The organism is Burkholderia sp. THE68 (assembly GCF_009938265.1).
In the GTDB taxonomy this organism is placed as follows: Bacteria; Pseudomonadota; Gammaproteobacteria; order Burkholderiales; family Burkholderiaceae; genus Caballeronia.
This window is the reverse complement of the sequence record NZ_AP022318.1, coordinates 365,654-390,309: the sequence shown is the minus strand read 5'-3', so window position 1 is coordinate 390,309 and position 24,656 is coordinate 365,654. Positions and strand designations below refer to the sequence as shown.

General features: G+C 63.1%; 26 protein-coding genes. 17 read left to right on the top strand and 9 right to left on the bottom strand.

The window, feature by feature from the left end:
* The first annotated feature begins 42 nt into the window (after positions 1–42).
* Complete coding sequence (gene metE / locus BTHE68_RS27725; protein WP_162069508.1) at positions 43–2,334, top strand: 5-methyltetrahydropteroyltriglutamate--homocysteine S-methyltransferase; 2,292 nt, start codon at positions 43–45, stop codon at positions 2,332–2,334.
* Between the two features lie 7 nt (positions 2,335–2,341).
* On the opposite strand, the gene BTHE68_RS27720 is transcribed toward metE, so the two are convergent.
* Positions 2,342–3,460 (bottom strand): GGDEF domain-containing protein, encoded by a 1,119-nt coding sequence (locus BTHE68_RS27720; RefSeq protein ID WP_162069507.1) that lies wholly within the window; start codon positions 3,458–3,460, stop codon positions 2,342–2,344.
* Between the two features lie 201 nt (positions 3,461–3,661).
* On the opposite strand from BTHE68_RS27720, the gene BTHE68_RS27715 reads away from it, so the two are divergent.
* The 3 genes from BTHE68_RS27715 (at position 3,662) to BTHE68_RS27705 (ending at position 6,510) form a co-directional block, all read left to right on the top strand.
* Positions 3,662–4,246 carry a glutathione binding-like protein gene (locus BTHE68_RS27715; RefSeq protein WP_162069506.1) on the top strand — a complete coding sequence of 195 codons (585 nt, stop codon included), beginning with the start codon at positions 3,662–3,664 and terminating at the stop codon, positions 4,244–4,246.
* Positions 4,247–4,478: 232 nt separating this feature from the next.
* Complete coding sequence (locus BTHE68_RS27710) at positions 4,479–4,886, top strand: RcnB family protein (protein ID WP_162069505.1); 408 nt, start codon at positions 4,479–4,481, stop codon at positions 4,884–4,886.
* Between the two features lie 100 nt (positions 4,887–4,986).
* The gene (locus BTHE68_RS27705; RefSeq protein ID WP_162069504.1) at positions 4,987–6,510 is read left to right on the top strand and encodes a DUF8728 domain-containing protein; all 1,524 of its coding nucleotides are present in this window, start codon (positions 4,987–4,989) and stop codon (positions 6,508–6,510) included.
* A gap of 523 nt (positions 6,511–7,033) precedes the next feature.
* Here BTHE68_RS27705 and BTHE68_RS27700 read toward each other — a convergent pair.
* Complete coding sequence (locus BTHE68_RS27700; RefSeq protein WP_232078112.1) at positions 7,034–7,966, bottom strand: lipopolysaccharide biosynthesis protein; 933 nt, start codon at positions 7,964–7,966, stop codon at positions 7,034–7,036.
* Between BTHE68_RS27700 and BTHE68_RS37015 the strand changes: the two genes are divergently transcribed.
* Positions 7,944–8,333 (top strand): hypothetical protein, encoded by a 390-nt coding sequence (locus BTHE68_RS37015; RefSeq protein ID WP_162069503.1) that lies wholly within the window; start codon positions 7,944–7,946, stop codon positions 8,331–8,333. The genes BTHE68_RS27700 and BTHE68_RS37015 overlap by 23 nt on opposite strands.
* 384 nt (positions 8,334–8,717) lie before the next feature.
* On the opposite strand, the gene BTHE68_RS27690 is transcribed toward BTHE68_RS37015, so the two are convergent.
* Both BTHE68_RS27690 and BTHE68_RS27685 read right to left on the bottom strand, forming a co-directional pair.
* The gene (locus BTHE68_RS27690; RefSeq protein WP_162069502.1) at positions 8,718–9,350 is read right to left on the bottom strand and encodes a LysE family translocator; all 633 of its coding nucleotides are present in this window, start codon (positions 9,348–9,350) and stop codon (positions 8,718–8,720) included.
* 142 nt (positions 9,351–9,492) lie between these two features.
* A complete protein-coding gene (locus BTHE68_RS27685; protein WP_162069501.1) occupies positions 9,493–10,239 on the bottom strand; it encodes a glucose 1-dehydrogenase in 747 nt (248 codons plus the stop codon).
* A 165-nt stretch (positions 10,240–10,404) separates the two neighbouring features.
* Here BTHE68_RS27685 and BTHE68_RS27680 point away from each other — a divergent pair, with 165 nt between their 5' ends.
* Positions 10,405–11,229, top strand: a complete 825-nt coding sequence (locus BTHE68_RS27680; RefSeq protein ID WP_162069500.1) for a class I SAM-dependent methyltransferase — start codon at positions 10,405–10,407, stop codon at positions 11,227–11,229.
* Here BTHE68_RS27680 and BTHE68_RS27675 read toward each other — a convergent pair.
* The 4 genes from BTHE68_RS27675 to BTHE68_RS37360 form a co-directional block, all read right to left on the bottom strand.
* Positions 11,176–12,828 (bottom strand): FAD-dependent monooxygenase, encoded by a 1,653-nt coding sequence (locus BTHE68_RS27675; protein ID WP_162069499.1) that lies wholly within the window; start codon positions 12,826–12,828, stop codon positions 11,176–11,178. The genes BTHE68_RS27680 and BTHE68_RS27675 overlap by 54 nt on opposite strands.
* Before the next feature lie 101 nt (positions 12,829–12,929).
* Positions 12,930–13,220, bottom strand: coding sequence for a DUF1634 domain-containing protein (locus BTHE68_RS27670; protein WP_162069498.1), 291 nt, complete (start codon positions 13,218–13,220; stop codon positions 12,930–12,932).
* Positions 13,217–13,606 (bottom strand): sulfite exporter TauE/SafE family protein, encoded by a 390-nt coding sequence (locus tag BTHE68_RS37365; protein WP_502710611.1) that lies wholly within the window; start codon positions 13,604–13,606, stop codon positions 13,217–13,219. Before BTHE68_RS37365 ends, BTHE68_RS27670 begins: the two co-directional genes overlap by 4 nt.
* Before the next feature lies 1 nt (position 13,607).
* Positions 13,608–14,078 carry a sulfite exporter TauE/SafE family protein gene (locus BTHE68_RS37360; protein ID WP_502710610.1) on the bottom strand — a complete coding sequence of 157 codons (471 nt, stop codon included), beginning with the start codon at positions 14,076–14,078 and terminating at the stop codon, positions 13,608–13,610.
* 133 nt (positions 14,079–14,211) lie between these two features.
* On the opposite strand from BTHE68_RS37360, the gene BTHE68_RS27660 reads away from it, so the two are divergent.
* Positions 14,212–15,111: an IclR family transcriptional regulator gene (locus tag BTHE68_RS27660; RefSeq protein ID WP_162069497.1), complete on the top strand. Its 900-nt coding sequence runs from the start codon at positions 14,212–14,214 to the stop codon at positions 15,109–15,111.
* Here the strand turns inward: BTHE68_RS27660 and BTHE68_RS27655 are convergent.
* Entirely contained in the window at positions 15,108–16,181 is a 1,074-nt protein-coding gene (locus BTHE68_RS27655) for a porin (RefSeq protein ID WP_162069496.1), read from the bottom strand. The genes BTHE68_RS27660 and BTHE68_RS27655 overlap by 4 nt on opposite strands.
* A gap of 441 nt (positions 16,182–16,622) precedes the next feature.
* Here BTHE68_RS27655 and BTHE68_RS27650 point away from each other — a divergent pair, with 441 nt between their 5' ends.
* The 10 genes from BTHE68_RS27650 to BTHE68_RS27605 are packed head-to-tail and all read left to right on the top strand — an operon-like array spanning position 16,623 to position 24,642.
* Positions 16,623–16,940, top strand: a complete 318-nt coding sequence (locus tag BTHE68_RS27650) for a non-heme iron oxygenase ferredoxin subunit (protein ID WP_035500201.1) — start codon at positions 16,623–16,625, stop codon at positions 16,938–16,940.
* Position 16,941: 1 nt separating this feature from the next.
* Complete coding sequence (locus BTHE68_RS27645) at positions 16,942–17,250, top strand: recombinase-like helix-turn-helix domain-containing protein (RefSeq protein WP_061177006.1); 309 nt, start codon at positions 16,942–16,944, stop codon at positions 17,248–17,250.
* Positions 17,251–17,267: 17 nt separating this feature from the next.
* Positions 17,268–18,332 carry an aromatic ring-hydroxylating dioxygenase subunit alpha gene (locus BTHE68_RS27640; RefSeq protein ID WP_162069495.1) on the top strand — a complete coding sequence of 355 codons (1,065 nt, stop codon included), beginning with the start codon at positions 17,268–17,270 and terminating at the stop codon, positions 18,330–18,332.
* Complete coding sequence (locus BTHE68_RS27635; RefSeq protein ID WP_162069494.1) at positions 18,325–19,077, top strand: SDR family oxidoreductase; 753 nt, start codon at positions 18,325–18,327, stop codon at positions 19,075–19,077. The genes BTHE68_RS27640 and BTHE68_RS27635 overlap by 8 nt, the downstream gene beginning before the upstream one ends.
* A gap of 29 nt (positions 19,078–19,106) precedes the next feature.
* A complete protein-coding gene (locus BTHE68_RS27630) occupies positions 19,107–19,634 on the top strand; it encodes a cupin domain-containing protein (RefSeq protein WP_162069493.1) in 528 nt (175 codons plus the stop codon).
* Positions 19,635–19,641: 7 nt separating this feature from the next.
* Positions 19,642–20,502 (top strand): alpha/beta fold hydrolase, encoded by an 861-nt coding sequence (locus tag BTHE68_RS27625; RefSeq protein ID WP_162069492.1) that lies wholly within the window; start codon positions 19,642–19,644, stop codon positions 20,500–20,502.
* On the top strand, positions 20,499–21,359 hold the full coding sequence (locus BTHE68_RS27620) for an IclR family transcriptional regulator (protein ID WP_162069491.1): 861 nt from the start codon (positions 20,499–20,501) through the stop codon (positions 21,357–21,359). Before BTHE68_RS27625 ends, BTHE68_RS27620 begins: the two co-directional genes overlap by 4 nt.
* Positions 21,356–22,165, top strand: coding sequence for an SDR family oxidoreductase (locus BTHE68_RS27615; protein WP_162069490.1), 810 nt, complete (start codon positions 21,356–21,358; stop codon positions 22,163–22,165). Before BTHE68_RS27620 ends, BTHE68_RS27615 begins: the two co-directional genes overlap by 4 nt.
* Complete coding sequence (locus BTHE68_RS27610; RefSeq protein WP_162069489.1) at positions 22,158–23,825, top strand: thiamine pyrophosphate-binding protein; 1,668 nt, start codon at positions 22,158–22,160, stop codon at positions 23,823–23,825. The genes BTHE68_RS27615 and BTHE68_RS27610 overlap by 8 nt, the downstream gene beginning before the upstream one ends.
* A complete protein-coding gene (locus tag BTHE68_RS27605; RefSeq protein WP_162069488.1) occupies positions 23,818–24,642 on the top strand; it encodes an aspartate dehydrogenase in 825 nt (274 codons plus the stop codon). Before BTHE68_RS27610 ends, BTHE68_RS27605 begins: the two co-directional genes overlap by 8 nt.
* The last annotated feature ends 14 nt before the right edge of the window (positions 24,643–24,656 follow it).

The following is a 24,656-nucleotide window of genomic DNA, read 5'->3' as shown; positions in this document are numbered from 1 at the left end:
TCATCCCAGTCACTCACTCTCATTTCTACAAGAACTCGCACGATGGTCACGACACATAACCTGGGTTTCCCGCGCATCGGCGCGCAACGCGAACTGAAGTTCGCCCTCGAAAACTACTGGAAGAGCCAGTCATCGCGCGACGAACTGAAGGCCGTCGGCGCGCGCTTGCGCGAACGGCACTGGAAGGATCAGGCGCATCTCGATCTCGTGCCGGCGGGCGATTTCGCCTTCTACGATCAGGTGCTCGACATGAGCTTCACGCTCGGCAATTTGCCCGAGCGCGTGCGCGGTTTTCACGGCGACGCGCTCGACAATTATTTCCGTGTAGCGCGCGGACGCTCGGCCGGAAGCGCCGAAGAACATGCGGCGTGCTGCGGCGGCGTGGCCGCGGGCGAGATGACGAAGTGGTTCGACACCAACTATCACTACATTGTCCCCGAGTTCGATGCGGCGACGCAGTTCAGGCTCGATACGTCGCGTCTCATCGAGCAGCTCGGCGAAGCGCGCGCGCTCGGCGTGAACGCGAAGCCCGTCATCATCGGGCCGGTGACGTATCTGTGGCTCGGCAAGACGAAGGACGACTCGGACAAGCTCGCGCTGCTGCCGCGCCTGCTGCCCGTTTATGCGGCGTTACTCGATCACTTCGCGGCGCTCGGCATCGAGTGGGTACAGATCGATGAACCCGCGCTCGTCACCGAACTCGATACGCGCTGGCGCGATGCCTTCATCACCGCCTACGAAGCGCTCTCGGCGCGCCGCGTGCGCCTGCTGCTCGCGACTTACTTCGGCCCGTTGCAGGAGAACCTCGATTTCGCATGCAAGCTGCCGGTGGACGGCTTGCATATCGATGCGATCAACGCGCGCGATGAAGCGCTCGCCGCGGCGTCGCTGTTGCCGGATACGTCGGTGCTGTCGGTCGGGCCGATCAACGGGCGCAATATCTGGAAGACCGATCTGAACGCCGCGCTCGACTGGCTCGAACCGCTGCATGCGTCGCTGGGCGCGCGGCTCTGGCTCGCGCCATCGTGCTCGTTGCTGCATACGCCCGTCGATCTGGCGAGCGAAGACAAGCTCGACGCCGAGATCAAATCGTGGCTCGCCTTCGCGCTGCAAAAGCTCGACGAACTGAGCGTGCTCGCGCGCGCATTGAACGAGGGCCGCGCCGCCGTCGCCGACGCGCTTGCGCTCAACGCTTCGGCCATCGAAAGCCGCCGCACTTCAGCGCGCGTGCATAACCCTGCGGTAAAGGCGGCGATAGCGGAGCTCGACGCGGCGCTCGGCCAGCGCGCGAACGCCTATGAAGTACGCGCGGTCAAGCAGGCCGCGATGCTCGATCTGCCGGCTTATCCGACAACGACGATCGGCTCGTTCCCGCAAACCAACGAGATCCGTCAGGCGCGCAGCCAGTTCAGGAAAGGCGAACTCGATGCAGCCGCCTACAAGGCCGCGATGGAACGCGAGATCACGCGCGCCGTGAAGGAACAGGAAGCGCTCGGACTCGATGTGCTCGTGCATGGCGAAGCCGAACGCAACGACATGGTCGAATACTTCGGCGAGCAACTCGATGGATACGCGTTCAGTCAGTTCGGCTGGGTGCAGTCGTACGGCTCGCGCTGCGTGAAGCCGCCGATTCTCTTCGGCGACATCAGCCGCCCGAAGGCGATGACGGTCGAATGGACCAGCTACGCGCAGGCGCAAACGAAGAAGCCGATGAAAGGCATGCTGACGGGTCCGGTCACAATCCTCAACTGGTCCTTCGTACGCGACGATCAACCGCGTTCGGTGTCGTGCCAGCAACTCGCGCTCGCGATCCGCGAGGAAGTGCTCGACCTGGAAAAGGCCGGCGTGCGCGTTATTCAGATCGACGAAGCCGCGCTGCGGGAAGGCCTGCCGCTGCGCCGCGCGCAATGGAACGACTATCTGCGCTGGGCGGTGGAATCGTTCCGCATCACCGCTAACGGTGTACAGGACGAAACGCAGATTCATACGCACATGTGCTATTCGGAATTCAACGACATCATCGCGTCGATCGCGGATATGGACGCCGACGTCATCACGATCGAAACCTCGCGTTCCGACATGGAACTGCTCGATGCCTTCGACGATTTCAACTATCCGAATCAGATCGGGCCGGGCGTGTACGACATCCATTCGCCCAATATCCCGAGCGAAGCGCATATCGTCGATCTGATGAAGAAGGCGGCGCAGCGCATTCCGGGCGAGCGCCTGTGGGTGAATCCGGACTGCGGACTCAAGACGCGTCAATGGGACGAAGTAATTCCCGCGCTTCGAAACATGGTCGCGGCGGCGCACGCGTTGCGCGCAGCGACGTGATGGTGTTTCAGACGGTCAGCGTATTGCGGCCTGCGAGCTTCGCACGATACAGCGCGACGTCTGCGCGTTGCAGCGCATCGTGGAAGCCTGTCTCGTTCGCCGCGATCTGCGACACACCGATGCTCGTCGTCCATTCCGGCATGCCTTGCGTGTAGGTGCGGCAAGCGGCGTGGATCTGGTTCGCGCAGACCTGCGCATCCGCTGCGCGCGCCGCCGGGAGAATGGCGACGAACTCGTCGCCGCCGAGCCGGCCGAACTCGCCGCCCAGCGATTCGACTTCCGCGCCCGCGAGCCGCGCCAGTTCGATCAGCACGTTGTCGCCCGCGAGGTGACCGTGGCGGTCGTTGATTTCCTTGAAGTGATCGAGGTCGATCGCGAGCACGGTCGCGCCCGGCGCGGCGAGGCGCATCGCGTGGCGATTGAATCCGGCGCGGTTCCACACGCCCGTCAGCGGGTCGCGCCGCGCAGCATCGCGCAGACGTCGTTGCGCGCGCTCGGCGGGAATCGCGAGCAGGCCGAGATTGAGCACGCCCAGCAGCAACTGATCCGAGAGCATCGGAATCAGCGCAAGGTAATTGATGCCTGGTCCGGCCCACGCATAGGCCGCGAGCGTTACCGCATAACCTGGCAGATAGCCCAGCATCGCCAGGCCCGCGATGCGTCGCGCGCGACTGTTCTCGCGCCCGCCGCTCGACCACAGCGTGAGGCCGGTGATCGCGGCCGAGATCGCGACGCCGATCGTATCGCCCGCGTGCGTCAATGCCGAAACGATCGGACCATGACCGCCGATCCATGTCGGCAAAATATGCAACGCCGCACCGCCGGCGACAGGCGCAAGCATCCATCTGCGCCACGGCGGCTTGCCGTCGAATGATCGCAGGCCCGAAATGATCAGCATATTGGTGGCCGCGAGCGCACCGAGCAACGACGCGACGAGCACGAGATTGCCGCGGGCGAGTTCAAAGCCGATCAGCACGGCCGCATACAGGAACGCGCTCGCCGACCAGTGCACGAAATGCCGCTCGATTCGGCGGCCGAAGCGCACCAGCGCGAAGACGAGACCGAACGCGGTGCTCGCGAGCACGCTGCAAAGGCGAAGTGTTTCTGTGTCAGGTGTGTGGAACATGGAAAGCGTACGCGACGGCGCACGGCGCATCGGCGACAAACGGCCGTATCATACCTTTCGCTTTCGAAGGCTGCGAAAACGGCACGCTTGTGTCATCGGCACGGGCGCGCCAAAACTTTAGTCCCGCTCGCGCCGTGCGGCATACGCCTTGCTCGCCGGTTGGAGTGTTCGCACAGCCATAACGGAAAGGAGCCACGCATCATGAAACTCTATTACTCGCCCGGCGCGTGCAGTCTCGCCGATCACATCGCGATGCATGAAGCAGGCATGGATTTCGATCGCGTAAAGGTCGATTTCAAGACCCGGCTCACCGAAGACGGAAAGCCGTTCGACGACATCAATCCGAAGGGCTATGTGCCTGTGCTCGAGTTCGACGACGGCAAACGCCTCACCGAGAACATCGCGATTCTTTCGTGGGTCGCGCAGAAAGCGCCTTCGCTCGCGCCATCGGGCGAAGACGGCAGCCTGCGCCTGCTCGAAACGCTCGCGTTCATTTCAACCGAGATCCACAAGCAGTTTGGCCGCGTGTTCAGGCCGTCTTCCGATGCGGAAGCCACGGCGGCTCGCGAGAAGATCGGCCAGCGGTTCGCGCTCATCGCGAAGATGATGCGCGGCGATTATCTGTTCGGCGACAAAATGAGCGTCGCGGATGCTTATCTTTTCACGATGCTTACATGGGCGCGGAAGATGAGCGTCGATACCCCCGCCGAGCTTCAGGCGTTCTACGCGCGCATGCGCGAGCGGCCCGCCGTAAAGCTCGCGTTCGAGCACGAAGGACTCGAATGATCAGATGACGCGGCGCGCGAACGATCGTTCTAAACAATCATCTCCGCCTCGGCTCGCGCGGTGAGTGGTTTGATACGGAATCCCTATCAAATCCCTCGCCGCATTCCCATTCGCCGACGTCACTCGCATTTCATCGGTAATCGAAGGTAAGCGTTGCTTACACATGCTCACGTCGTTTAATAACGTGATTGCGTAAAGTCCCGGCAACGAAATCAACCCTTTGAGGAAACCCATGAAGAAGAGTCGAATCGTCGCCGCGCTTGTTTGTGCGAGTATCGGACTGATGGCCGGTGCGGCCTTCGCACAGCCCGCGCCGGGCGGCCCGGACGCGTATCACGACACGAATCGTGGACCCGGCGGCCCTGGCGGTCCCGGTGCCCCCGGCCACGCCCCCGCGATGAACGATCACAACGGTCCGCGCCCGCCCGAGCATGCGAACGATGAATCGCGCCATCCGGACTGGCGCAAGGGCGAGCGTCTCTCGTCCGATTACCGCAATCGTCAATACGTCGTCGACGACTGGCACGGCCACGGCCTGCGCCAGCCGCCGCGCGGCTATCAGTGGGTCGGCGTGGGGGCGGATTATCTGCTGGTCGCGGTGGCGTCGGGCGTCATTGCGCAAGTCGTGATGTCGCAATAGCGAAGGCATTAAAGTCTGGCTTGCTCCCGCCGTTATATCGAATCAGGTCGATGGGCCCAAGGTGGCCCGGCCGCGATTCAACGTAACGTAAGAGTGAGCCATGCCCGATGTCCGTCTTTGGAATGCAAGCACCGATATCGGGCGATACCGCTTCTATTTCGCGTCGATGATCCTGCTGGTGGCCATCGTCATCGTGGTGAGGCCGACGCCTCTCGCCTTCCCGCTCGACGACGCCTACATCACGATTCACAACGCGCAGGCGCTGCTGTCCGGCACGGACCGGAACTACGGCGTGTCGCCGCTGATCGGAGCGACGAGCGAGATTCATCTGCTGCTCGTGACGGCGATGATGTCGCTGACCCAGCCGCTCACCGCGAGCTTTCTCGTCGATATCGCGGCCGCGCTTCTTTATGCAATCGGGCTCGCGCGCATCGCGTTTCAGTTGGGCGCGTCGTATTTCGTCGCGGCGCTCTTCGTCGCGCTCGGCCTGCTGACCGGCTACGCGCCGTATCAGCTTCTCAACGGGCTGGAAACAGGGCTCGCGATGGCAGCGGTCACGTGGGCCTTGTCCTTCGCGTTGAATCCATCGCTGTCTGTCGCCCTGCCGATTCTTTGCGGGCTGCTTCCATTCGTGCGCCCCGAACTGGGCGCGTTGTCCTGCGTCCTCCTCGCGCGACAGACATGGCTGCGCATTCGACTCGGCGAACGCGCGCACGCGGCGCGCGATGGCGCGATAGCGCTGTGCGTCGCAATGCCTTTTCTCATCTGGATGTGGTGGTCCGTCGGATCGCCGATCTCGCAGACCGCATCGGCCAAGCAATGGTTCTTCGCCGAACAGGGCGCGCCGTGGAAGGCGAAATCGGCCGTGATGCTCGGCGGATTCGCGCAGGCCGGATTGCTGCCGCTCGTGGGCATTGCGTGCCTTGCGCATCGGTCGAGACTGTGGAAGCCGGTCTGCGTCTATATTTTCGCGCTGCTCGTCGCATGGTTCGCATTCTTTCCGAGCGGCGTCACGCACAATTTCTCGCGTTATCTGTACGTCTTGTTGCCCGCCTTGCTGTGCGTGACGCTCGATTACCTGAGGACATCGCGGCTAGCCGTGCCATGGTTGATCGTCTTGACGGGCTGGCTTGCGCTCAGCTTGCCGGGCGCATGGCGCGCCTATCAATCCGGCGACCACTTCACCGATGGCGAGCTGACATCGCTCGCGCAATGGCTGAATACGAATCTGCCCGCCCGTTCGAAAATCCTGGTCCATGACGCCGGATATCTCGCTTACGCGACGCCCTTTCAGCTTGTCGATGTCGTCGGCCTGAAAACGCCGCAAAGCATGGCCTTTCATCGCGCGTGCACGGCGCCGACGAATGGCCGCGACCGGCAATCGGCCGTTTCGGCGATTGCAACGACTTCAGGTGTTCGATATGCAGTCGTGCTTCACGACGCACAAGGCTATTGGTACGCGCTGAAACACGATCTCGACGCCACCGGCTGGACCTTGCGTGAACTGCGCGCACCGTTGGAACCAAACGGATACGGGGTCTATGCGCTGACGCCGCCGACCGCGACCACTCACGCATGCGATCTTCCTGGCCGTGCCGTCGCGACCGTTTCACACGCGCCATAGTTCTTTAATAGGAAGCGGAAAAAGAAAAGCCCGCCGGTTGCGGTGGCGGGCAAATTGCGCTTAACGAGAGGGGATCGAAGCGCACTTCCAACACAATTCACTTCGGTTGAAGTCGATAATTCAACCACACGCTCAGGCAGTCACGCCTTTCTGCGGATCATGTCGGGCGGAGCAGTTCGTTCCAACGGCTTGCCCGGCCGATCCGGCGCGGTGACTGTCTGATCGAAGATGAAGCCCATTGCGATGTTCTCGGTGTTCCTGGAGCCACAGGCGGGACAGGTGTTGTCTTCGAGCGCATCGTCGGAGTAAATGAGCTTGTTGCATGCCGCACACCGTATGAGCATTTGCACTCCCGAATTCGCCAGAATGATCCTTAATTTATATGTCATAAAAGGGCGTTCAGCCAGGGCTCTGACGCCATGCTTTTACGAGCACCGAACGAACTGCATCGTCAAATCCTATTCAGATGCCGCTCGTTTGAAGCACGCGTAGCAAACGTCGAGCCTGGACGCGGCCCTATCGTTCAGCGCGGATTGGCCGCGACGAAGTTCTTGACTGCCGCATAGGTCGGCTTCTTCGTCATGCCGTCATCCAGCATGACGCCGTATGGACCTTGCCCGGTCGGCGGATCGTCGTACAGCTCATAGACTTGAAGCGACTGAATGTTGTATTGCGGCGCGATCGCAAGCAGCGCGCCCATCATGTTGTTCGCCATGAATGTGGCCGCTTGGTCCGGCGTGCCGGGGAAGTTTGGACGCATGCCCACTTCGTTGATCCAGATCGGCTTGCCGAACGACTGAAGCGTGCCGATCACGTTATAGCAACCCGTCCCGCCGCATGCGTTGCGGATGTCGCCCTGCTCCGAATACCAGTGCCACCCGGTGATGTCCCAGGTGACGGCCGGATGGCCGCTCGTGCCGTCCGGCTGCGTGCCATTCGCGAGCATCACGTCGAAGCCGTAGTGCATCCACGTATTGCCGCCGATGATGATCTTGCCGGCGGGATCGACCGACTTGATGCCCGCAATCAGACCTCGAATGATGCCGCGCGCCTGCTGAAAGCAATCGTTCTCGTAGTCGGTGCTGCGCACTCCGTCGACCCAGCCGACCAAACATTGCGGCGCGAGTTCGTTGGAGACTTCGTAGTAGGCGTAATGCTGCACGTTGACGATCTGCTGAGCGAGCGTGTAGCTGGCCTGATAGGCCGCGTCCTCGTCGGGGAAGACGAGCGATTGCAGGATCACGGGATACACCGTCACACCGGACTTCGCCATCATCTGCGCCACGCTCGCGAGCTTTTGCGCGCCGGCCACACTGTTCACGTCATTGCGATACAACGTGACGTTGAGGTCCTTCAGTTGCGCAAGCTGCTGTCCGGGCGTGGAGGTTACATAAGGGCCCGCTATGTTGATATGGCCGTTCATGCCGTAGAAGATGCTGCCAGAAGGAGCGATCACGGGAATTGGGGTGTCGGCTGCGGCCGTTCCACTCGCCGTGGTCGGGCTCGATGCGGCGGCAGGCGCCGACGCGCCGCCGTCCGGCGTCGCCGCAGGCGACGTGCCCGTGGCAGGTGTCGTCGAAGAACTCGACTGCGACCCGCCGGAAGCTACCGTGCCACCATCGCTGCCACCACCGCCGTCGCACGCCGTTAGCACGAAGGCGACCGCGAGCGCAGGCAATATCGGGGGCCATCGTGAAGAAAGGAAACGGCGAGCCTCGGAGGAAAGAGTTGAAATGAATTCAACCATGGCGCTATCGGAATACTCAATTCGCCATCAGGCACGCGATTCATTGCTGAAAGAGAAACGCCGGCTTGAGCAATGACGCGCCGTCAGTAAGCATTCGGACACCGCGGCCGATGACACGCGGACGCGGCCCGTTTCGATGCAATTGATGACGATCGGAATTTTGTAGCCGGCGTGAAAACGCAATCGGCATACCTGTCGTAAATACGTCAGTACATCATAACGTCAGTACCGGAATATTCAAGCGCCGAGAGCATATCTACAAAAATGCCAATCGATTCCGCTTGATTGTTTCGACAGACGAAACCTGTGCGTGACTTTCACGCACCGTCACTCGTGCGGCCGGACAGCCGGTGAATTTCGCTTCGGAAACCTTACTTTTCTGAAGAAAAACGCTGCCGTCATCGCCCCGCGCCGCGGTTATTTGGTTTCTAGTTCGCGTAGCGCGGCATGAATAAACGGATCAGCGGCGCGCTTCAGTCGCCATTCTCACCGCGAGGCCGGCGAGCACCGTACCCATCAGCCAGCGCTGCATCAGCAGCCATGCGGGCTTGCGGGCGAGAAACAGCGCGATCGATCCGGCCGTCATCGCGACCGTCGAATTGACCGTGATGCTCAGCATGATCTGCACGATGCCGAAGACGAGCGACTGCCCGAGCACGCTGCCGTTCGACGGATCGATGAACTGCGGCAGCAGCGACAGATACAGCACGGCGATCTTGGGATTCAGCAGGTTCGTGACGAAGCCCATCGTGAAGAGCTTGCGCGGGCTGTCGATGGGCAAATCGCGCACCTGAAACGGCGAGCGCCCGCCCGGCTTCACCGCCTGCCACGCGAGATACAACAGATAGAGCGCGCCACCGAAGCGCAACGCGTCGTAGGCGAAGGGAACCGCGATCAGCAGCGCGGTGATGCCGAACGCCGCGCACAACATGTAGAACACGAAGCCGAGCGCGACGCCGCCCAGCGAGATGAGTCCCGCCGTGCGGCCCTGGCAGATCGAGCGCGAAATCAGGTAGACCATGTTCGGCCCCGGCGTGAGCGCCATGCCGAGCGCGACGAGGGCGAATGCGAGCAGTTGCGGTGTGTGAGGCATCGAGAACTCCAGCGCGAAATGGTCGCGCCATTCTCCTGCCGAATGATTCACCATGCCAGATACACAATCCGCACGGCCCGTCGATACACTTGATCGAAGCCGGCAAACGCCCTGCACGAAACAGGGCGCAGCGCCGCCCGCATCAACGCATGCCGCCGCTTGCGATGAGATGTTCGCCGGTCATCCAGCGCGCATCGTCCGAGGCGAGGAACACCGCGATCGATGCGATGTCGTCCGGCTGGCCGAGGCGTCCAAGCGGCGTCTGCGCGAGCGCGGACGTTTCGAAATCGGAACCGATGATGCCCGTGCTGTGCGTGCCTTCGGTCACGACCATGCCGGGATTGATCGAGTTCACGCGGATCTTTCTCGCGCCGAGTTCGCGCGCGAGTACGCCCGTGATCGCATCGACGGCACCCTTCGTGCCGCTGTAGACCGCGCTCGCCGGCGGCGTGATGCGGGTCACCACCGAACTCACATTGATGACGCTCGCGCCCTCGCCGAAGTGCTTCGCGGCGGCTTGCGTCGTCAGCAAGGTGCCGAGCACGTTGATATTGAATTGCTTATGAAAATGCTCTTCGGTGATTTCCTCTAGCGTCGCAAATTCGTAGACGCCCGAGTTATTGACGAGGATATCGAGGCGTCCATACGTTTCGACCGCCGCATTCACAATGCCTTGTGCATCGGCGGCCTTCGAGACATCGCCGCCGACCGCGATCGCCTTGCCGTTCGCCGCGGTGATGTCCGCCACGACCGCGTCCGCGCCCGCCTTGCTGCTCGCATAGTTGACGACGACCGACGCGCCCTCCGCCGCGAGCGCCTTTGCAATCGCCGCTCCGATGCCTTTCGATGCGCCCGTGACGACCGCCACCTTGCCTGCGAGTTTGCTCATGATCGATTCCTTGAAGAGATTGTTTAATTCACTGATAGACCGGTTGCGTATCGAACGAAACCGGCGTGACAGCGCTCAATGTAGACATCCGATCGAGCGCGATAAAGCAGCGTAGAGTGAAAAGACTTGCGGTCTCAGGCGAATAATCGAATGCAGGGGCAACGCATGAACACGAATATACTTCGCACGGACACGAATTTCGCCGGTCAGATCCCCGAGCTTTACGACCAGTTGCTCGTGCCGATGCTCTTCGCACCCTATGCGGAAGATATCGCGCAACGCGTCGCGGCGCACGATCCATCGCGCGTTTTGGAAACCGCCGCGGGCACCGGCGCCGTCACGCGGTCCATCGCGCGTGCGTTGCAGACGCATGTCGATATCGTCGCGACGGACCTGAATCAGGCGATGCTCGATCGCGCCGCCCTGACTAACATCGACAGGCCCGTTACGTGGCGGCAGGCGGATGCGTTGCAATTGCCTTTCGACGATGCAAGCTTCGATATCGTCGTCTGTCAGTTCGGTGCAATGTTCTTCCCGGACAAGCCGGCCGCTTTCGTCGAGGCGCGTCGCGTGTTGCGGCCCGGCGGCACGCTGCTGTTCAATGTGTGGGACCGTATCGAAGAAAACGAGTTTGCCGGCACGATAACCGACGCGCTCGGCACGCTCTTTCCAGCTGATCCGCCGCTTTTCATGAAACGCACGCCGCACGGTTATTTCGATCAAGAAGCGATTGCACGCGATCTCACAGCCGCAGGTTTCGATGCAGAACCGCAATTCGAAAGGGTAACGCGACGCAGCCGCGCGGCATCGGCGGAACTGGCCGCCATCGCGTACTGTCAGGGCACGCCCTTGCGCAACGAGATCGAATCGCGCGCGGGCGCGAGCCTCGACGAAGCGACCTCGGCAAGCGCCGCGGCCATCGCGGCGCGCTTCGGTTCAGGGCCGGTCGATGGACACATTCAGGCCCACGTGATCGCCGTGCAGCGCTGACCTGAGCCACGCCATCAGCGAGTCGGGTGCACAACGCGCGCTCCTGAAGCCTATATGCCCGTCCGGACGTACGGCCCACGCCATGCCGTTCTTCGCGCCGAACGCATCGACGAACGCGCCCGCGTCATCGCTGAGCGTTCGATACGCTTCCCGCGCGGGCTCGAATGACGCCGCGTGCGCGAGCTTCGGCGACACGATCAGCACCGCGCTCGCCGCCGTGCCGAGCGCGCCGCGCCACGCGTCGACGGCCGCATCGAACGTGGCGACGCGAGCGCCATCGACATCGTCGTCGAGATAGCCGACGAGCGTGTGACGCCCGCGCCCGAGATGTTCCTGCAGGCGTTGCGCATGGCCGACGAACGCCTGCACGAGACCGCCGACCTCCGGCACGCGATCGCCGGGCGCGGGCAATTCGGCCGCCATGTCCGCGCATTCATCGGCGACGATAGCACTGCTGCCGCGATAGCCCACGAGCAATTGCGTCTCGCGCATCGCGGGCTTGATCTCGCCGTGCGCGAGAACCGTGTTCAACGCACGGCTCGTCGCTTCGACGACATCGAGCCCGACCGGCCGGCGCTCCGCTTCATAACTGTCGAGCAGCGCTTCGCTGGCGACGCCGCGCGCGACCAGCGCGAGTTTCCACGCGAGATTGTGCGCGTCCTGCAGGCCGGTGTTCATGCCCTGCCCGCCGACCGGCGGATGGATATGCGCGGCGTCGCCCGCAAGGAACACGCGCCCGTGCGAATAGTGCTGCGCGATGCGGTGACTCACGCGATACACCGACGACCAGCGCATCGACGAAAGCCGCGTTCCCTTGGGCAGGATCGGCAGCATGATGCGCTCGATCTCCGCGAAATCGGGCGTGGAGTTCAACGTGTGGCGGGCGGCATCGTCGGCGAGCAGGACCATCGACAGGCGATAGCGGCGCGCCGAGCCGCGCACCGGCAACGCCGCAAGCGTGGTCGATCCGGCATCGCCCTCGCCCGTCACGTTGAAGCGATACATGCGCCCGCGCGGCAGATTCCATTCGACGTCGACATCGGCGAGCATGAAGGTCTGCGGATACTGATCGCCTTCGTAGGCGACGTTCAACTGACGCCGCACCGTGCTGCGCGCGCCATCGCAACCGACGAGCCAGCGGCAGCGGATCGTGCGGCTCTCGCCACATGCGTCCTGGATGCGCGCATCGATGAAGTCGGCGGACACGGTGAAGTCGGCGAGCGTCGCGCCATATTCGACGTGCCCGCCGTGACGCGCGAGCGCCGCTTCCAGAATGCGCTCGGTTTCGAACTGCGCGAGCGCCAGCGCGCCATACGGCAGCCCTCCGCGCGGAACCTCCGCGCTGAATGCGGGCGCGCCGTCCTGAAAGGTGTCGGCGCCGGTGAGCCAGACGCCCGCGTCGATCGCCTCGCGCACGATACCGAGGTCCTCGAAAATCTCCAGCGTGCGCGCCGTGACGCCGAGCGCCTTCACGAAGAAGACGCGCTCGTCATGCGCGTCGATCACGCGCACTTTCACGCCGTCGCGGCGCAGTTCGGCGGCAAGCATCAGGCCGACGGGGCCCGCGCCGGCGATCAGCACATCTGTCGTGTCGAACATGATGCGATTTCTCCCGAGGAAACCGTTGGATGCGTGGGCGCGTGACGAGATCGTCGGCTGCCGTCAGGGAGAATAACCGTTCAGTGCGCGCTTGTGGCGCTTCAGCCGGCGAGCGGCCCGAGATGCAGGCCGATCACGCAGCCCGCGACGATCACGGCGAGCACGGTCGCGGAGATCGTCGCGTAGAGGATGTTTCGCTGCCGCGCGAACACACCGAGCATCAGCACGACGCGCAGCACCGGCAGCAGAATGAACAGCGCGACGCCCGCGGTCAGCGCCTTCGTGCCGAAGATTAGTCCCGCGCCGGTAAGCAGGCACGCGGCCCATGTGCCGCACTGAAGAAATCCGGCGAGCAGGCGATCCAGCGAGGCGGACGCGTGATGTTTCGTCATTCGGCATGCACCAGAGCATCGATGCCGAGACCGTGCATGACCATCTGGCACGCGACGAGCAGCAGCATCGACAGAAAGAGCAGGCGCAGGCGCTCGCTGCGCACTTTCATGAGCACGCGCGCGCCCACGATTGCGCCGATCACCGAGCCGAGCGCGACCGGCCCGGCAATCGCGCTGACGATCTCGCCGCGCAGAAAATACGCGCTCGCGCTCGCGGCGGCCGTCACGCCGATCATGAAGTTGGACGTCGCGGTCGAGACCTTGATCGGCAGGCGCAGCGCGTTGTCCATCGCCGGAATCTTGAGGATGCCGCTGCCGATGCCGAGCAGCGCCGATACGAGTCCGGCCACGTACATCAACGTGAGACCGACGGGTACGCCCCGCACTTCATAGGCGACCTCGCGACGCAGAGCGACCGGGATAACTCGAATGGAGATCGAGCGCGGCGGCGAGCCCCTGTGCCGGCGCGGTGCGCGACAGACTGGCCGGATCTTCGCGACGAATGAACATCTGCCACGCCGACACCAGCAGCACGCCCGCGAACAGAAAATCCAGCGCTGCAACCGGGACGATGCCCGCGAGCATCACGCCTGTCAGCGCGCCGAGCGTCGTGCCCGTTTCGAGAACCACGGCGAGCCGCACGTTCGTCAGGCCGCCGCGCAGAAACGCCGCGGCGCCGCCGCACGAACACGCGATCACCGACACGATGCTCGTGCCGATTGCCGTGTGCATGTCGATGTGGAAGAACATCGTCAGGATGGGCACGATGAACAGACCGCTCGCCATGCCCAGCATGCCGCCCGCCGCGCTCGCGGCGAACCCCGCGCAGAAGAGCCAGCAGGTTGCTTCGAAGCTCATTGGATCGGCCTCGTTCGAAGATCGGCATATGCTTAATATAACATGTTATGACGTATTGAAAAAGCCGGAAGCAAGGTCCGCCGATCGTCTCGCGCTATGATTGCCCCTTGCACGATGACAACTACAGCCGAACATGGCCCGACGAAGCAAACAGGAAGACACGCAAGCGGAGAACCTCGACACCACGGACGAAGACGCATCATCCGGCGGGGGCTCGACGTATCTCGTGCCGGGACTCGAACGAGGCCTGCGCATTCTGGCTGAATTCTCGGCACGTGAGCCGGTGCTGGGCGCGCCGGAGTTGTCACGACGCATCGGCATTCCGCGCACGACGACGTTTCGTCTGCTGCAAACGCTCGAATCGCTTGGCTTTCTGGAGCGCGTGAACGGCGATCGCAATTTCCGGTTGGGCGTGGCCGTGTTGCGGCTCGGCTTCGAATATGTGAACTCGTTGGAACTGACGGATCTCGGCACGCCGATTCTCGAACGCCTACGTGATGCAACCGGTCTTTCCACGCATCTTCTGATTCGCGATCAGCGCGATGTCGTGTTCGTCGCGAAGGCGCAAAGTCACGAGCCGATGTTCAGTTCGGTGAAGGTGCATGTCGGCACGCGGCTACCCGCTCACGCAACCGTGCATGGCCATGTGCTGATGGGCGATTTATCGCTCGCCGCGCTCAAGGCGCTCTATCCCGAGGGGCAACTCGAAAAGTACACGGAGCGCACGCCCGCCACCGTCGACGAACTCTACGAACGCGTGCAGGAATGCGCAGCGCTCGGCTATGGGCTGAGCGAAGCGTCGTTCGAGCGCGGGATTTCCGTCGTCACCGCGCCGGTGCGCGATCATTCCGGCGCGATCGTCGCTGCGGTGGCTGCGACCGTGCCGCGCTCGGATATCGGCGCCAATGACGAGAAAGCGCAACTCGTCGAAACGATCTGCGCCGCCGCGATGGAACTCTCGACGCGGCTCAACTATCGCGCGTCGTCGGACGATCCCACCGTGGCCCTCGCCGCGCGCAGGATGCCCGCCTAAAACGAGTGATGAATGCCCGCAAGCACGATGACCTGATTCGCTGTACTCGAAACACCCGCCGTGAAAAACGCCGCCTTCGCACCGCCGGTCGCGTGCTCGTAAAGCGCGTTCACATAGAGCTGTGTCGACTTCGACAGCATATAGATATCGCCGATTTCGAACTGCGTCCAGCGGCCGCCCGCGAACGTCGTCGTCGCCGCGCCGCCGGCGATCCAGTTCCACGCCACCGGCTTGAAGGTCACGCCCGCGTCGTATGACTGGAACGTGTCCGACTGGCCGTTCGATTGCAGCTTCACGCGCGTATAGAGACCATGCACGACGAACTTGCCGATCTCATACGATGCCCCCGCGCCCATCTCTTCCTGCTTGTCCGCCATGTAGGTCGCCGCGGGCTGGCCCTGGAACGTCGTGAGGCCGGTCGTCGCGATCGCGGGCGTGCGGTTGTGCTCGTTCGAATACGTCGCCGCCGCCTTGAACGGCCCGTTCGCATACGTGATGCCGAAGCCGTAGTTGCGGCCGGTCGAGAAGTTCGTCGTATTGCCGAGGCCCATCATCGCGCCGGCGGAAAAGCCGTAGAAGCTCGCTGAGCGGAACTTGACGGAGTTGTCATAGGGCACGACGCCGGTGTCCGCCAACTGGTCGATGTTGCCCGGATGGAACGCGTACCAGCTCGCCGCAAGATAAGCGGTCGAAAGCGGCCCGAGCATGTCGAAACTGAACGGCGTCTGATGGCCGAGCGTCAACGTGCCGACGTTCTCCTGTTCCAGCCCGAGATACGCCTGACGATTCCATAGCGTGCCGGCCTTCGCGAAGTTGCCGCTGTTCGTATAGAAGCCGTTCTCGAGTTGCGCGACGGTCTTCAGCCCGCCGCCCAGATCCTCGACGACGCGAAAGCCCCAGCGGTCGGGCTGCATGTTGCCCTGCTCCTCCATCCACTTCGGATGGCCACCGACGTTGTTGATATATGCGATGCCGGCATCGAGGCTGCCGTAGAGCGTGACTGTGCTCTGCGCGGCCGCGCCGGTCGCGACCCCGGCTCCGATGAGTCCCGCTGCAATGATGTGCTTCACCCTTCGTTCTCCTAACCGTGTGATTCAAGGGCGGGCCCTGCCCGCTTTTCCTGTTGCAGTCGTGGTGCCTCTATTGCGCTTTGCTCCGGAGGCCGTCCGTTGATCGCTCGTTATGTTCCATATATGGATCAACGTACTGCCTATGGAAAGTATAGTGAGGTTTCCTGCGCCAAAACAATAAATTTGGGATGACTTCGGGTAGACCCCGAGTACGCCCCGCAACGCGCGCAGCAAGTCAAAAAAAGCTTACGAATCAATGTCGAACGGACGTTCTTACGTCTGATGAAACGCGTCGCTCCACTTTTAAACGTCGGGTATTCAGTGTTTTCACCTAGATATCGCGATTTTTATTTTCCCGGCCTCAGACCACTCCTATAATGCCCATACACGAACTGCTGTTCCTTTAGTGGAACGCAGACGAACCAGAGGAAAGGGTGAAAGATGTCTGAACAATGGCGCTGCGCCGGGCATGCCGGCGATCTGTCGGAGGACGCACCGATCGAATTCAAGCTCGATGACGGCGCGGAAATCGGTATCTACAAAGTGGGCGACGAGCTGTACGCGCTCGAGAACGTCTGCCCGCACGCATATGCATTGCTGACGCAGGGTTTCGTCGATGGCGACACCGTCGAATGCCCGCTGCATGAAGCGGTGTTTCACATCCCCACGGGCAAATGCCTGAAAGAGCCCGGCGGCCGCGACCTGAAGACGTATTCGGTGCGCCTTGCCGGCGAAGAAATCCAGATCAAGGTGGCGTGACATGGAAAAAGTCGTGAACTTCAACCCGAATCTCAAGCCGTGGCTCGCGCCGCAGCCGAACAACGTCGCGGGCAAAGGCGTGATCGAGAAGCCGGGTGAAACCGAAAACTTCATCTGGCAGACGCGCCGTGCCGAGCCGACGCAATACGAAAACGACTTCGGCGATGCGCTCGAACGCGTCTTCGAAGCGGGCGCGCTGGAACTGGAGCAAGTGGTCGCGGGCTTGAACAAGGACGGCTTCCGCACGCCGGAAGGCACCGCATGGACCGCCGACCGTCTCGCCGCCGAACTTCGCACGCTCGCTGAATAAAGAAGGAGCACTTCCCCATGACGTCCCCTCAGCAATCCACAAGGATCGCCGCCGATCCCGTTCAGGCTTATCTCGATCGCGGCTTGCGCAACTACTGGTATCCCGTCGCGCCGAGCTGGCAAGTGGCGAATGCGCCCATCGGCCTGACGCGCCTCGGCGATCAGATCGTGCTCTGGCGCGACCACGAAGGCAAAGTGCACGCGCTCGAAGACCGCTGCCCGCATCGCGGCGCGCGTCTGTCGCTCGGCTGGAACCTCGGCGGCAGCGTCGCGTGCTGGTATCACGGCATCGAAATTGACGGCAGCGGCACCGTGCAGAAAGTGCCCGCCGTGTCGGCGTGTCCGCTCGAAGGCCAGAAGTGCGTGAAGTCGTATCCCGTCGAAGAACACGCGGGCGCGATCTTCCTCTGGTTCGGCGATGACGCCAACAAGGAACCCGCGCCGCTCGTGCTGCCGGAAGAGCTCGTCGGCGACGAATACGCGAGCTTCCTGTGCATGTCGCACTGGAAGTGCAATTACCAGTACGCGATCGACAACGTGATGGACCCGATGCACGGCGCGTATCTGCACGCGACATCGCACTCGATGGCCGAAGGCGACAAGCAGGCGGACATGCGCGTGCGCAAGACCGATACCGGTCTGATGTTCGAGAAGGTCAATCAGCGCGACGTGAACTTCGATTGGGTCGAGCTCGGCGAAACCGGCTGCCTGTGGATGCGTCTCGCGATTCCGTACAAGAAGAAGTTCGGTCCGGGCGGCAACTTCGGGATCATCGGCTTCGCGACGCCCGTCGATGAAGACAATTGCCAGGTCTATTTCTGGCGCACGCGCAAGGTGTCCGGCTGGCAGCGCGATGCATGGCGCTTCCTGTATCGCAATCGTCTCGAAGGGCTGCACTGGGCCGTGCTGGAGCAAGACCGCTACGTGCTCGAAAGCCTCGCGCCGAACGCGCGCAATCACGAATTCCTCTATCAGCACGATGTCGGCATGACGCGTGTGCGTCGTATGCTGAAGCAGCGCGCGCAACAGCATCTCGCCGCGCTCGAAGCGCTGCCGAAGAACACGGAGCACGCTCATGCGTGATGCGTCGAATGCGCTCAACGGCCGCCGCGTGCTCGTGACCGGCGGCGCTCGCGGACTCGGAGCGGCGTTCGTGAAGGCGCTCGTCGAGAGCGGCGCCCGCGTCGCGTTCGGCGACGTGCTGCATGCGGAAGGCGAAGCGCTCGCGCGTGAACTGCCGAATGCGTACTTCTTCCCGCTCGATCTGAATGAGCCGCAGAGCATCTCCGGGTTTGTCGAAGCAAGCGTCAAAGCGCTGGGCGGTCTCGACGGCCTCATCAACAACGCAGCGATCACGAACTCGGGCGGCAAGTCCGCCGATGAACTCACGCCGCAAACGTGGGATGCCGTGATGAACGTCAACGTGCGCGGCGCGTGGCTGATGAGCGTCGCGTGCCTGCCGCATCTGAAGGAGTCGGGACGCGGCGCGATCGTGAACATCGCATCGGATACGGCCTTGTGGGGCGCGCCGAAGCTGCTCGCCTATGTCGCGAGCAAGGGCGCGGTGATCGCGATGACGCGTTCGCTCGCCCGCGAGTTCGGCACGAGCAACGTGACCGTCAACGCAATCGCGCCCGGCCTCACCGAAGTGGAAGCCACCGCCTACGTGCCCGCCGAGCGGCACGAGTATTACCTCAAAGGCCGCGCACTGACGCGCGCGCAAGTGCCCGACGACGTGAACGGCCCCGCGCTGTTCCTGCTCTCGGACGCCGCGCGTTTCGTGACGGGCCAGTTGCTGCCGGTGAACGGCGGCTTCGTGATGAATTGATTCGCTCTACATATAACCTGGAGAAGGCAATGGCCGATGCAGACATCGAACGCAAATCGTGGGACCAGCCCGCCGACGCGAGCTTCGATCAATGGATGGACTCGCGCGTCGCGCGCCTCGAAACGCGCCGCTACGACTGGGACGCGCTCAAGTTCCAGGCCGACTACGACCCGAAATATCGCCGCGCGCAGATGCGCTATGTCGGCACGGGCGGCACCGGCGTCGCGAAGGACATGAACACGGTCCCCTCGGGCAGCTTCACGTTTTCGACGATGGTCATTCCCGCCGGCAACATCGGGCCGAGCCACATTCATATCGACGTCGAAGAAATTTTCTTCGTGTTGCGCGGCAAAATGAAAGTGATCTGCGAGAAAGACGGACAAACGTGGGAAGCCGTGCTCGGCGAGCGCGATCTCATCTCCGTGCCGCCGGGCGTGTATCGCACGGAGATCAACATCGGCGAGGAAGACGCGCTGATGTGCGTGATGCTCGGCGCATCGAAGCCGATCACGCCGACGTATCCGCCGGATTCGCCGCTGGCGAATCTCAAGCGCTGAGGCTGCGATGTACATCGAGACGCTCGCCTCGTTCGCCGATATGCGGATCGACACCGCGCACGGCATCACGGGTTATCGCGAAGCAGGTGCAATGCACCTGCGCACCCTGCCCGTCGTGTTGCTGCATGGGATCGGCTCGGGCGCGGCGTCGTGGGTGCGGCAACTCGACGTGCTCGGTGCGAAGCGTCGCGTGCTCGCGTGGGATGCGCCGGGATATGGCGCGTCCACTCGCGTGACGAGTGAATCGCCGATGGCATGCGATTACGCGATCGCACTGTCAGCGTGGCTCGATGCGCTGGGCGTCACGCGCTGCGTGCTCGTCGGTCATTCGCTGGGCGCGATCATCGCGGGTTCGTTCGCCGCCGACATGCCCGAGCGCGTCGCGGGCCTGTTGCTGATATCTCCCGCGGCGGGTTATGGCGCTGCATCGAAGGACGTGCGCGAGTCCAGACGCGACGCACGTTTGAAGATGCTCGCCGAACTCGGCCCGCAACGACTCGCGCAAGAACGCAGCGCGAACATGGTCTCGCAATACGCCGATGAAACCGCACGCGAATGGGTGCGCTGGAACATGGCGCGCATCGTGCCCGAGGGCTACGCGCAAGCGACGCATCTGCTCGCGAACGCGCATCTCGCAGCGGATATCGCGCGCTTTCACGGACGTATCGCGGTGGCGGTGGGCGCAGAAGACACGATCACGCCGCCCGACGCTTGCGCACCCATCGCGCAGGCCGCGCACGTCAGCCTGCAAGTGATTCCGCGTGCCGGACATGCGGGCTATGTCGAATCGCCCGCTGCCTACACGGCGCTGATCGATGCGTTTTGCCAGGGCATCGAATGTCACATGAACGACGGAGTAACACCATGACATCACTCGCCCCAGAAGAAGCCGACAAGAGCGAGCCGACTTATATCGTGCCGGGCCTCGAACGCGGACTGAAGATTCTTACCGAGTTCTCGCCGCGCGAACCCGTGCTCGGCGCGCCCGAATTGTCGCGGCGTCTCGGCATTCCACGCACGACGGTTTTCCGTCTGCTTCAGACACTCGAATCGCTCGGCTTTCTGGAACGCGCGGACAAGGACCGCAACTATCGCCTCGGCGTCGCGGTGCTGCGTCTCGGCTTCGAATACCTGAGTTCGCTCGAACTGACCGATCTCGGCCTGCCGATCATCGAAGCGTTGCGCGATGCGACCGGCCTCACGAGTCACATCCTCATTCGCGATGGCCGCGACGTCGTGTTCGTCGCGAAGGCGCAGAGTCACGCGCCGATCTTCAGCTCGGTGAAGGTGAACGTCGGCACGCGACTGCCCGCGCATGCGACCACGCATGGTCATGTATTGATGGGCGATCTCTCGCTCGATGAACTGCGCGTGCTCTATCCGGAACAACCTCTGGAGCGCTTCACGAAGTCGACGCCCGAAACCGTGGAAGAACTTTACGAACGCGTGAAGGAAGACGCCGAACGCGGCTATGCGACGAGTCAATCGTCGTTCGAGCGCGGCATTTCGGTCGTCACCGCGCCGGTTCGCAACGACACGGGGCGCATCGTCGCCGTCATCACGACGACGATCCCGCGTCCCGAGATCGACGCCGCGCTGCTCGAAAGCGGCCTCATCGACAAAGTTCGCGAAGCCGCCGACGCGCTCTCCATGCGTCTCAACTATCGTCCGGCCGCGCGTGCTTCAGCGTCGAGCCGCTATATGAAGTCTCTGGGGTTGCAATGATTCAGATCGATCTTTCAGGGCAAGTTGCGGCCGTGACCGGCGGTTCGTCGGGCATCGGCTTCGCGACGGCGCGTTTGTTTTTGCAAGCGGGCGCATCAGTGGCCATTTGCGGACGCAACGGCGAACGGCTCGAAGCCGCGCACGCCGCGCTCGCGAAGGAATTCCCGCAAGCGCAATTGCTCGCTTCACGTTGCGATGTGCTCGATGAGAGCCAGGTGAACGCCTTCGCCTCACGCGTGATAGAGCGCTTCGGCCGCGTCGACATGCTGGTGAACAACGCGGGACAAGGCCGCGTGTCCACCTTCGCCGATACCACCGACGACGCCTGGCGCGACGAACTGGAGCTGAAGTACTTCAGCATCATCCGCCCGACGCGCGCCTTTCTGCCGATGCTGAAGGATGCGCCATCGCCCGCGATCGTCTGCGTGAACTCACTGCTCGCGTTGCAGCCGGAGCCGCACATGGTCGCGACTTCATCGGCGCGAGCAGGCGTGCTGAGCCTCGTGAAATCGCTCGCAACCGAACTCGCGCCGCAACGCATCCGCGTGAATTCGATTCTGATCGGCATCGTCGAATCGGGGCAGTGGAAGCGTCGCTACCAGGACTATTTCCAGCAAGCACAAGAGCCGCGCCAGAGCTGGCAGCAATGGACCGCCGAGCTCGCGCGCAAGAAAAACATTCCGCTCGGCCGCTTCGGCTTGCCCGAAGAAGCGGCTCAGGCGCTCTTTTATCTCGCAACAACGCTGTCGTCGTACACGACCGGCAGCCATATCGATGTTTCCGGAGGCTTTGCTCGTCATGTCTAAGAAAACCACGGTCGGCGAACTGATCGCCGCGTTCCTCGAACAATGCGGTGTACGCACGGCGTTCGGCGTGATCTCGATTCACAACATGCCGATCCTCGATGCGATCGGCCGTCGCGGCAATATCCGCTATGTCGGCGCGCGTGGCGAAGCGGGCGCATTGAATATGGCCGATGGCCTCGCCCGGGTCTCGGGCGAACTCGGCGTCGCGTTCACGTCGACGGGCACTGCCGCCGGCAACGCGGCCGGCGCGATGGTCGAAGCCCTGACCGCCGGCACGGCGCTGCTGCATGTCACGGGCCAGATCGAAACCGAATATCTCGATCAGGATCTCGCGTATATCCATGAAGCGCCCGATCAACTGTCGATGCTGCAATCGATCTCGAAGGCCGCGTTCCGCGTGCGTACCGTCGACACCGCGTTGCCGACGATCCGCGAAGCCGTGCGCGTCGCGCTGACCGCGCCTGCGGGTCCGGTAAGCGTCGAGATTCCGATCGACATTCAGGCCGCAGAAATCGAATGGCCCGCCGATCTGGCAGCGCCGCATGTCGGTGTGCTCACGCATGACAGCCTGCGCGTGAAGCAACTCGCCGATGCGCTGACGAACGCGAAGCGCCCGCTGCTGTGGCTGGGTGGCGGCACGCGTCATGCGAAGAGCGCGGTCGAGCGTCTGGTGAAGCTCGGCTTCGGCGTGGTGACGAGCGTGCAAGGACGCGGCGTGCTGCCGGAAGATCATCCCGCGACGCTCGGCGCGTTCAACGTGCATCCGTCGGTCGAGGCGTTCTACAAGACCTGCGATGCGCTGGTGGTCGTCGGCTCGCGTCTGCGTGGCAACGAAACGCTCAAGTACAAGCTCGCGCTGCCGCAACCGCTCTATCGTGTCGACGCCGATGCGCTCGCCGACAACCGTGGCTATCGCAATGACCTCTTCGTGCATGGCGACGCCTCACGCGTGCTCGATGAACTCGCGACGCTGCTCGAAGGCCGCATCCGCGTCGATCCGGCGTTCGCGGGCGAGCTCGCCGCGGCGCGCGAAACGGCGGTCGCGGAAGTAGCGAAGGGACTGGGACCGTACAAGCGCCTCGTCGATTCGCTGCAACGCGCGGTCGGCCGTGACTACAACTGGGTGCGCGACGTCACGATCTCGAACAGCACGTGGGGCAATCGCCTGTTGAAGATCTTCAATCCGCGCGCGGGCGTGCATGCGCTCGGCGGCGGCATCGGCCAGGGCATGCAGATGGCGATCGGCGCGGCGCTCTCGGGCGCGGCGAAGAAGACCGTCGCGCTCGTCGGCGATGGCGGTCTGATGGTCAACGTCGGCGAACTCGCCACCGCCGTGCAGGAAAAAGCGAACGTGATGATCGTGCTGATGAATGATCAATGCTATGGCGTGATCCGCAACATTCAGGACGCGCAATATGGCGGACGCCGCATGTTCGTCGATCTGCATCAGCCGGATTTCGCGCAGTTCTGCGCGAGCCTCGGTCTCGCGCATCGCCGCATCACGTCGCTCGATCAGGCCGATGACATCGTGCGCGAAGGACTCGCCATCGACGGTCCGGTGCTCGTCGAAGTGGACATGCTGTCGGTCGGCTCGTTCGCGACCGCGTTCGCTGGACCGCCGGTGAAGAAGGAAGAGCCGAAGGAGCCGGAATATGCGTGATCCCCGTCATGCACAGCATGCGATCGACATCGCGATGATCGGCTTCGGCGCGATCGGCTCGGCGGTGTTTCGCGCAGTCGATCGCGATCCGCTCGTGCGCATCTCGCATGTGATCGTGCCGGAACGTGATCGCGCTCATGTGCGCTCGGTGCTCGGCGATGACGTCGATGTCGTGTCGCACGTCGATGCGCTTGCGAGTCATCCCGAGTTCGCGCTCGAATGCGCGGGCCATGCGGCGCTCGTCGATCATGTCGTGCCTTTGCTCAAGTCGGGCACGGACTGCGCGGTCGCGTCGATCGGCGCGCTGTCCGAAGCCGGTCTGCTCGATGCGCTCTCCAGTGCCGCCGATGAAGGCGCGGCCACCATCACGCTGCTGTCCGGCGCGATCGGCGGCGTCGATGCGCTCGCCGCAGCGAAAGAAGGCGGCCTCGACGACGTGCAGTACACCGGCCGCAAGCCGCCGCTCGGCTGGCTCGGCACGCCCGCGGAGAACGTCTGCGATCTGCGGTCGCTGACCGAAGAAAGAGTCATCTTCGAAGGGACCGCACGCGATGCCGCGCGGCTCTATCCGAAGAACGCGAACGTCGCGGCGACCATCGCGCTGGCCGGACTCGGTCTCGACGGCACGCGTGTGCGCCTGATCGCCGATCCGGCTGTCGAGCGCAACGTGCATCGCATCGTCGCGCGCGGCGCGTTCGGCGAGATGTCGCTCGAAATGTGCGGCAAGCCGTTGCCGTCGAATCCCAAGACATCCGCGCTCACTGCGTTCAGCGCGATACGTGCGTTGCGCAATCGCGCCGCGCGCTGCGTCATCTGAAGGAGCTTCAGGAA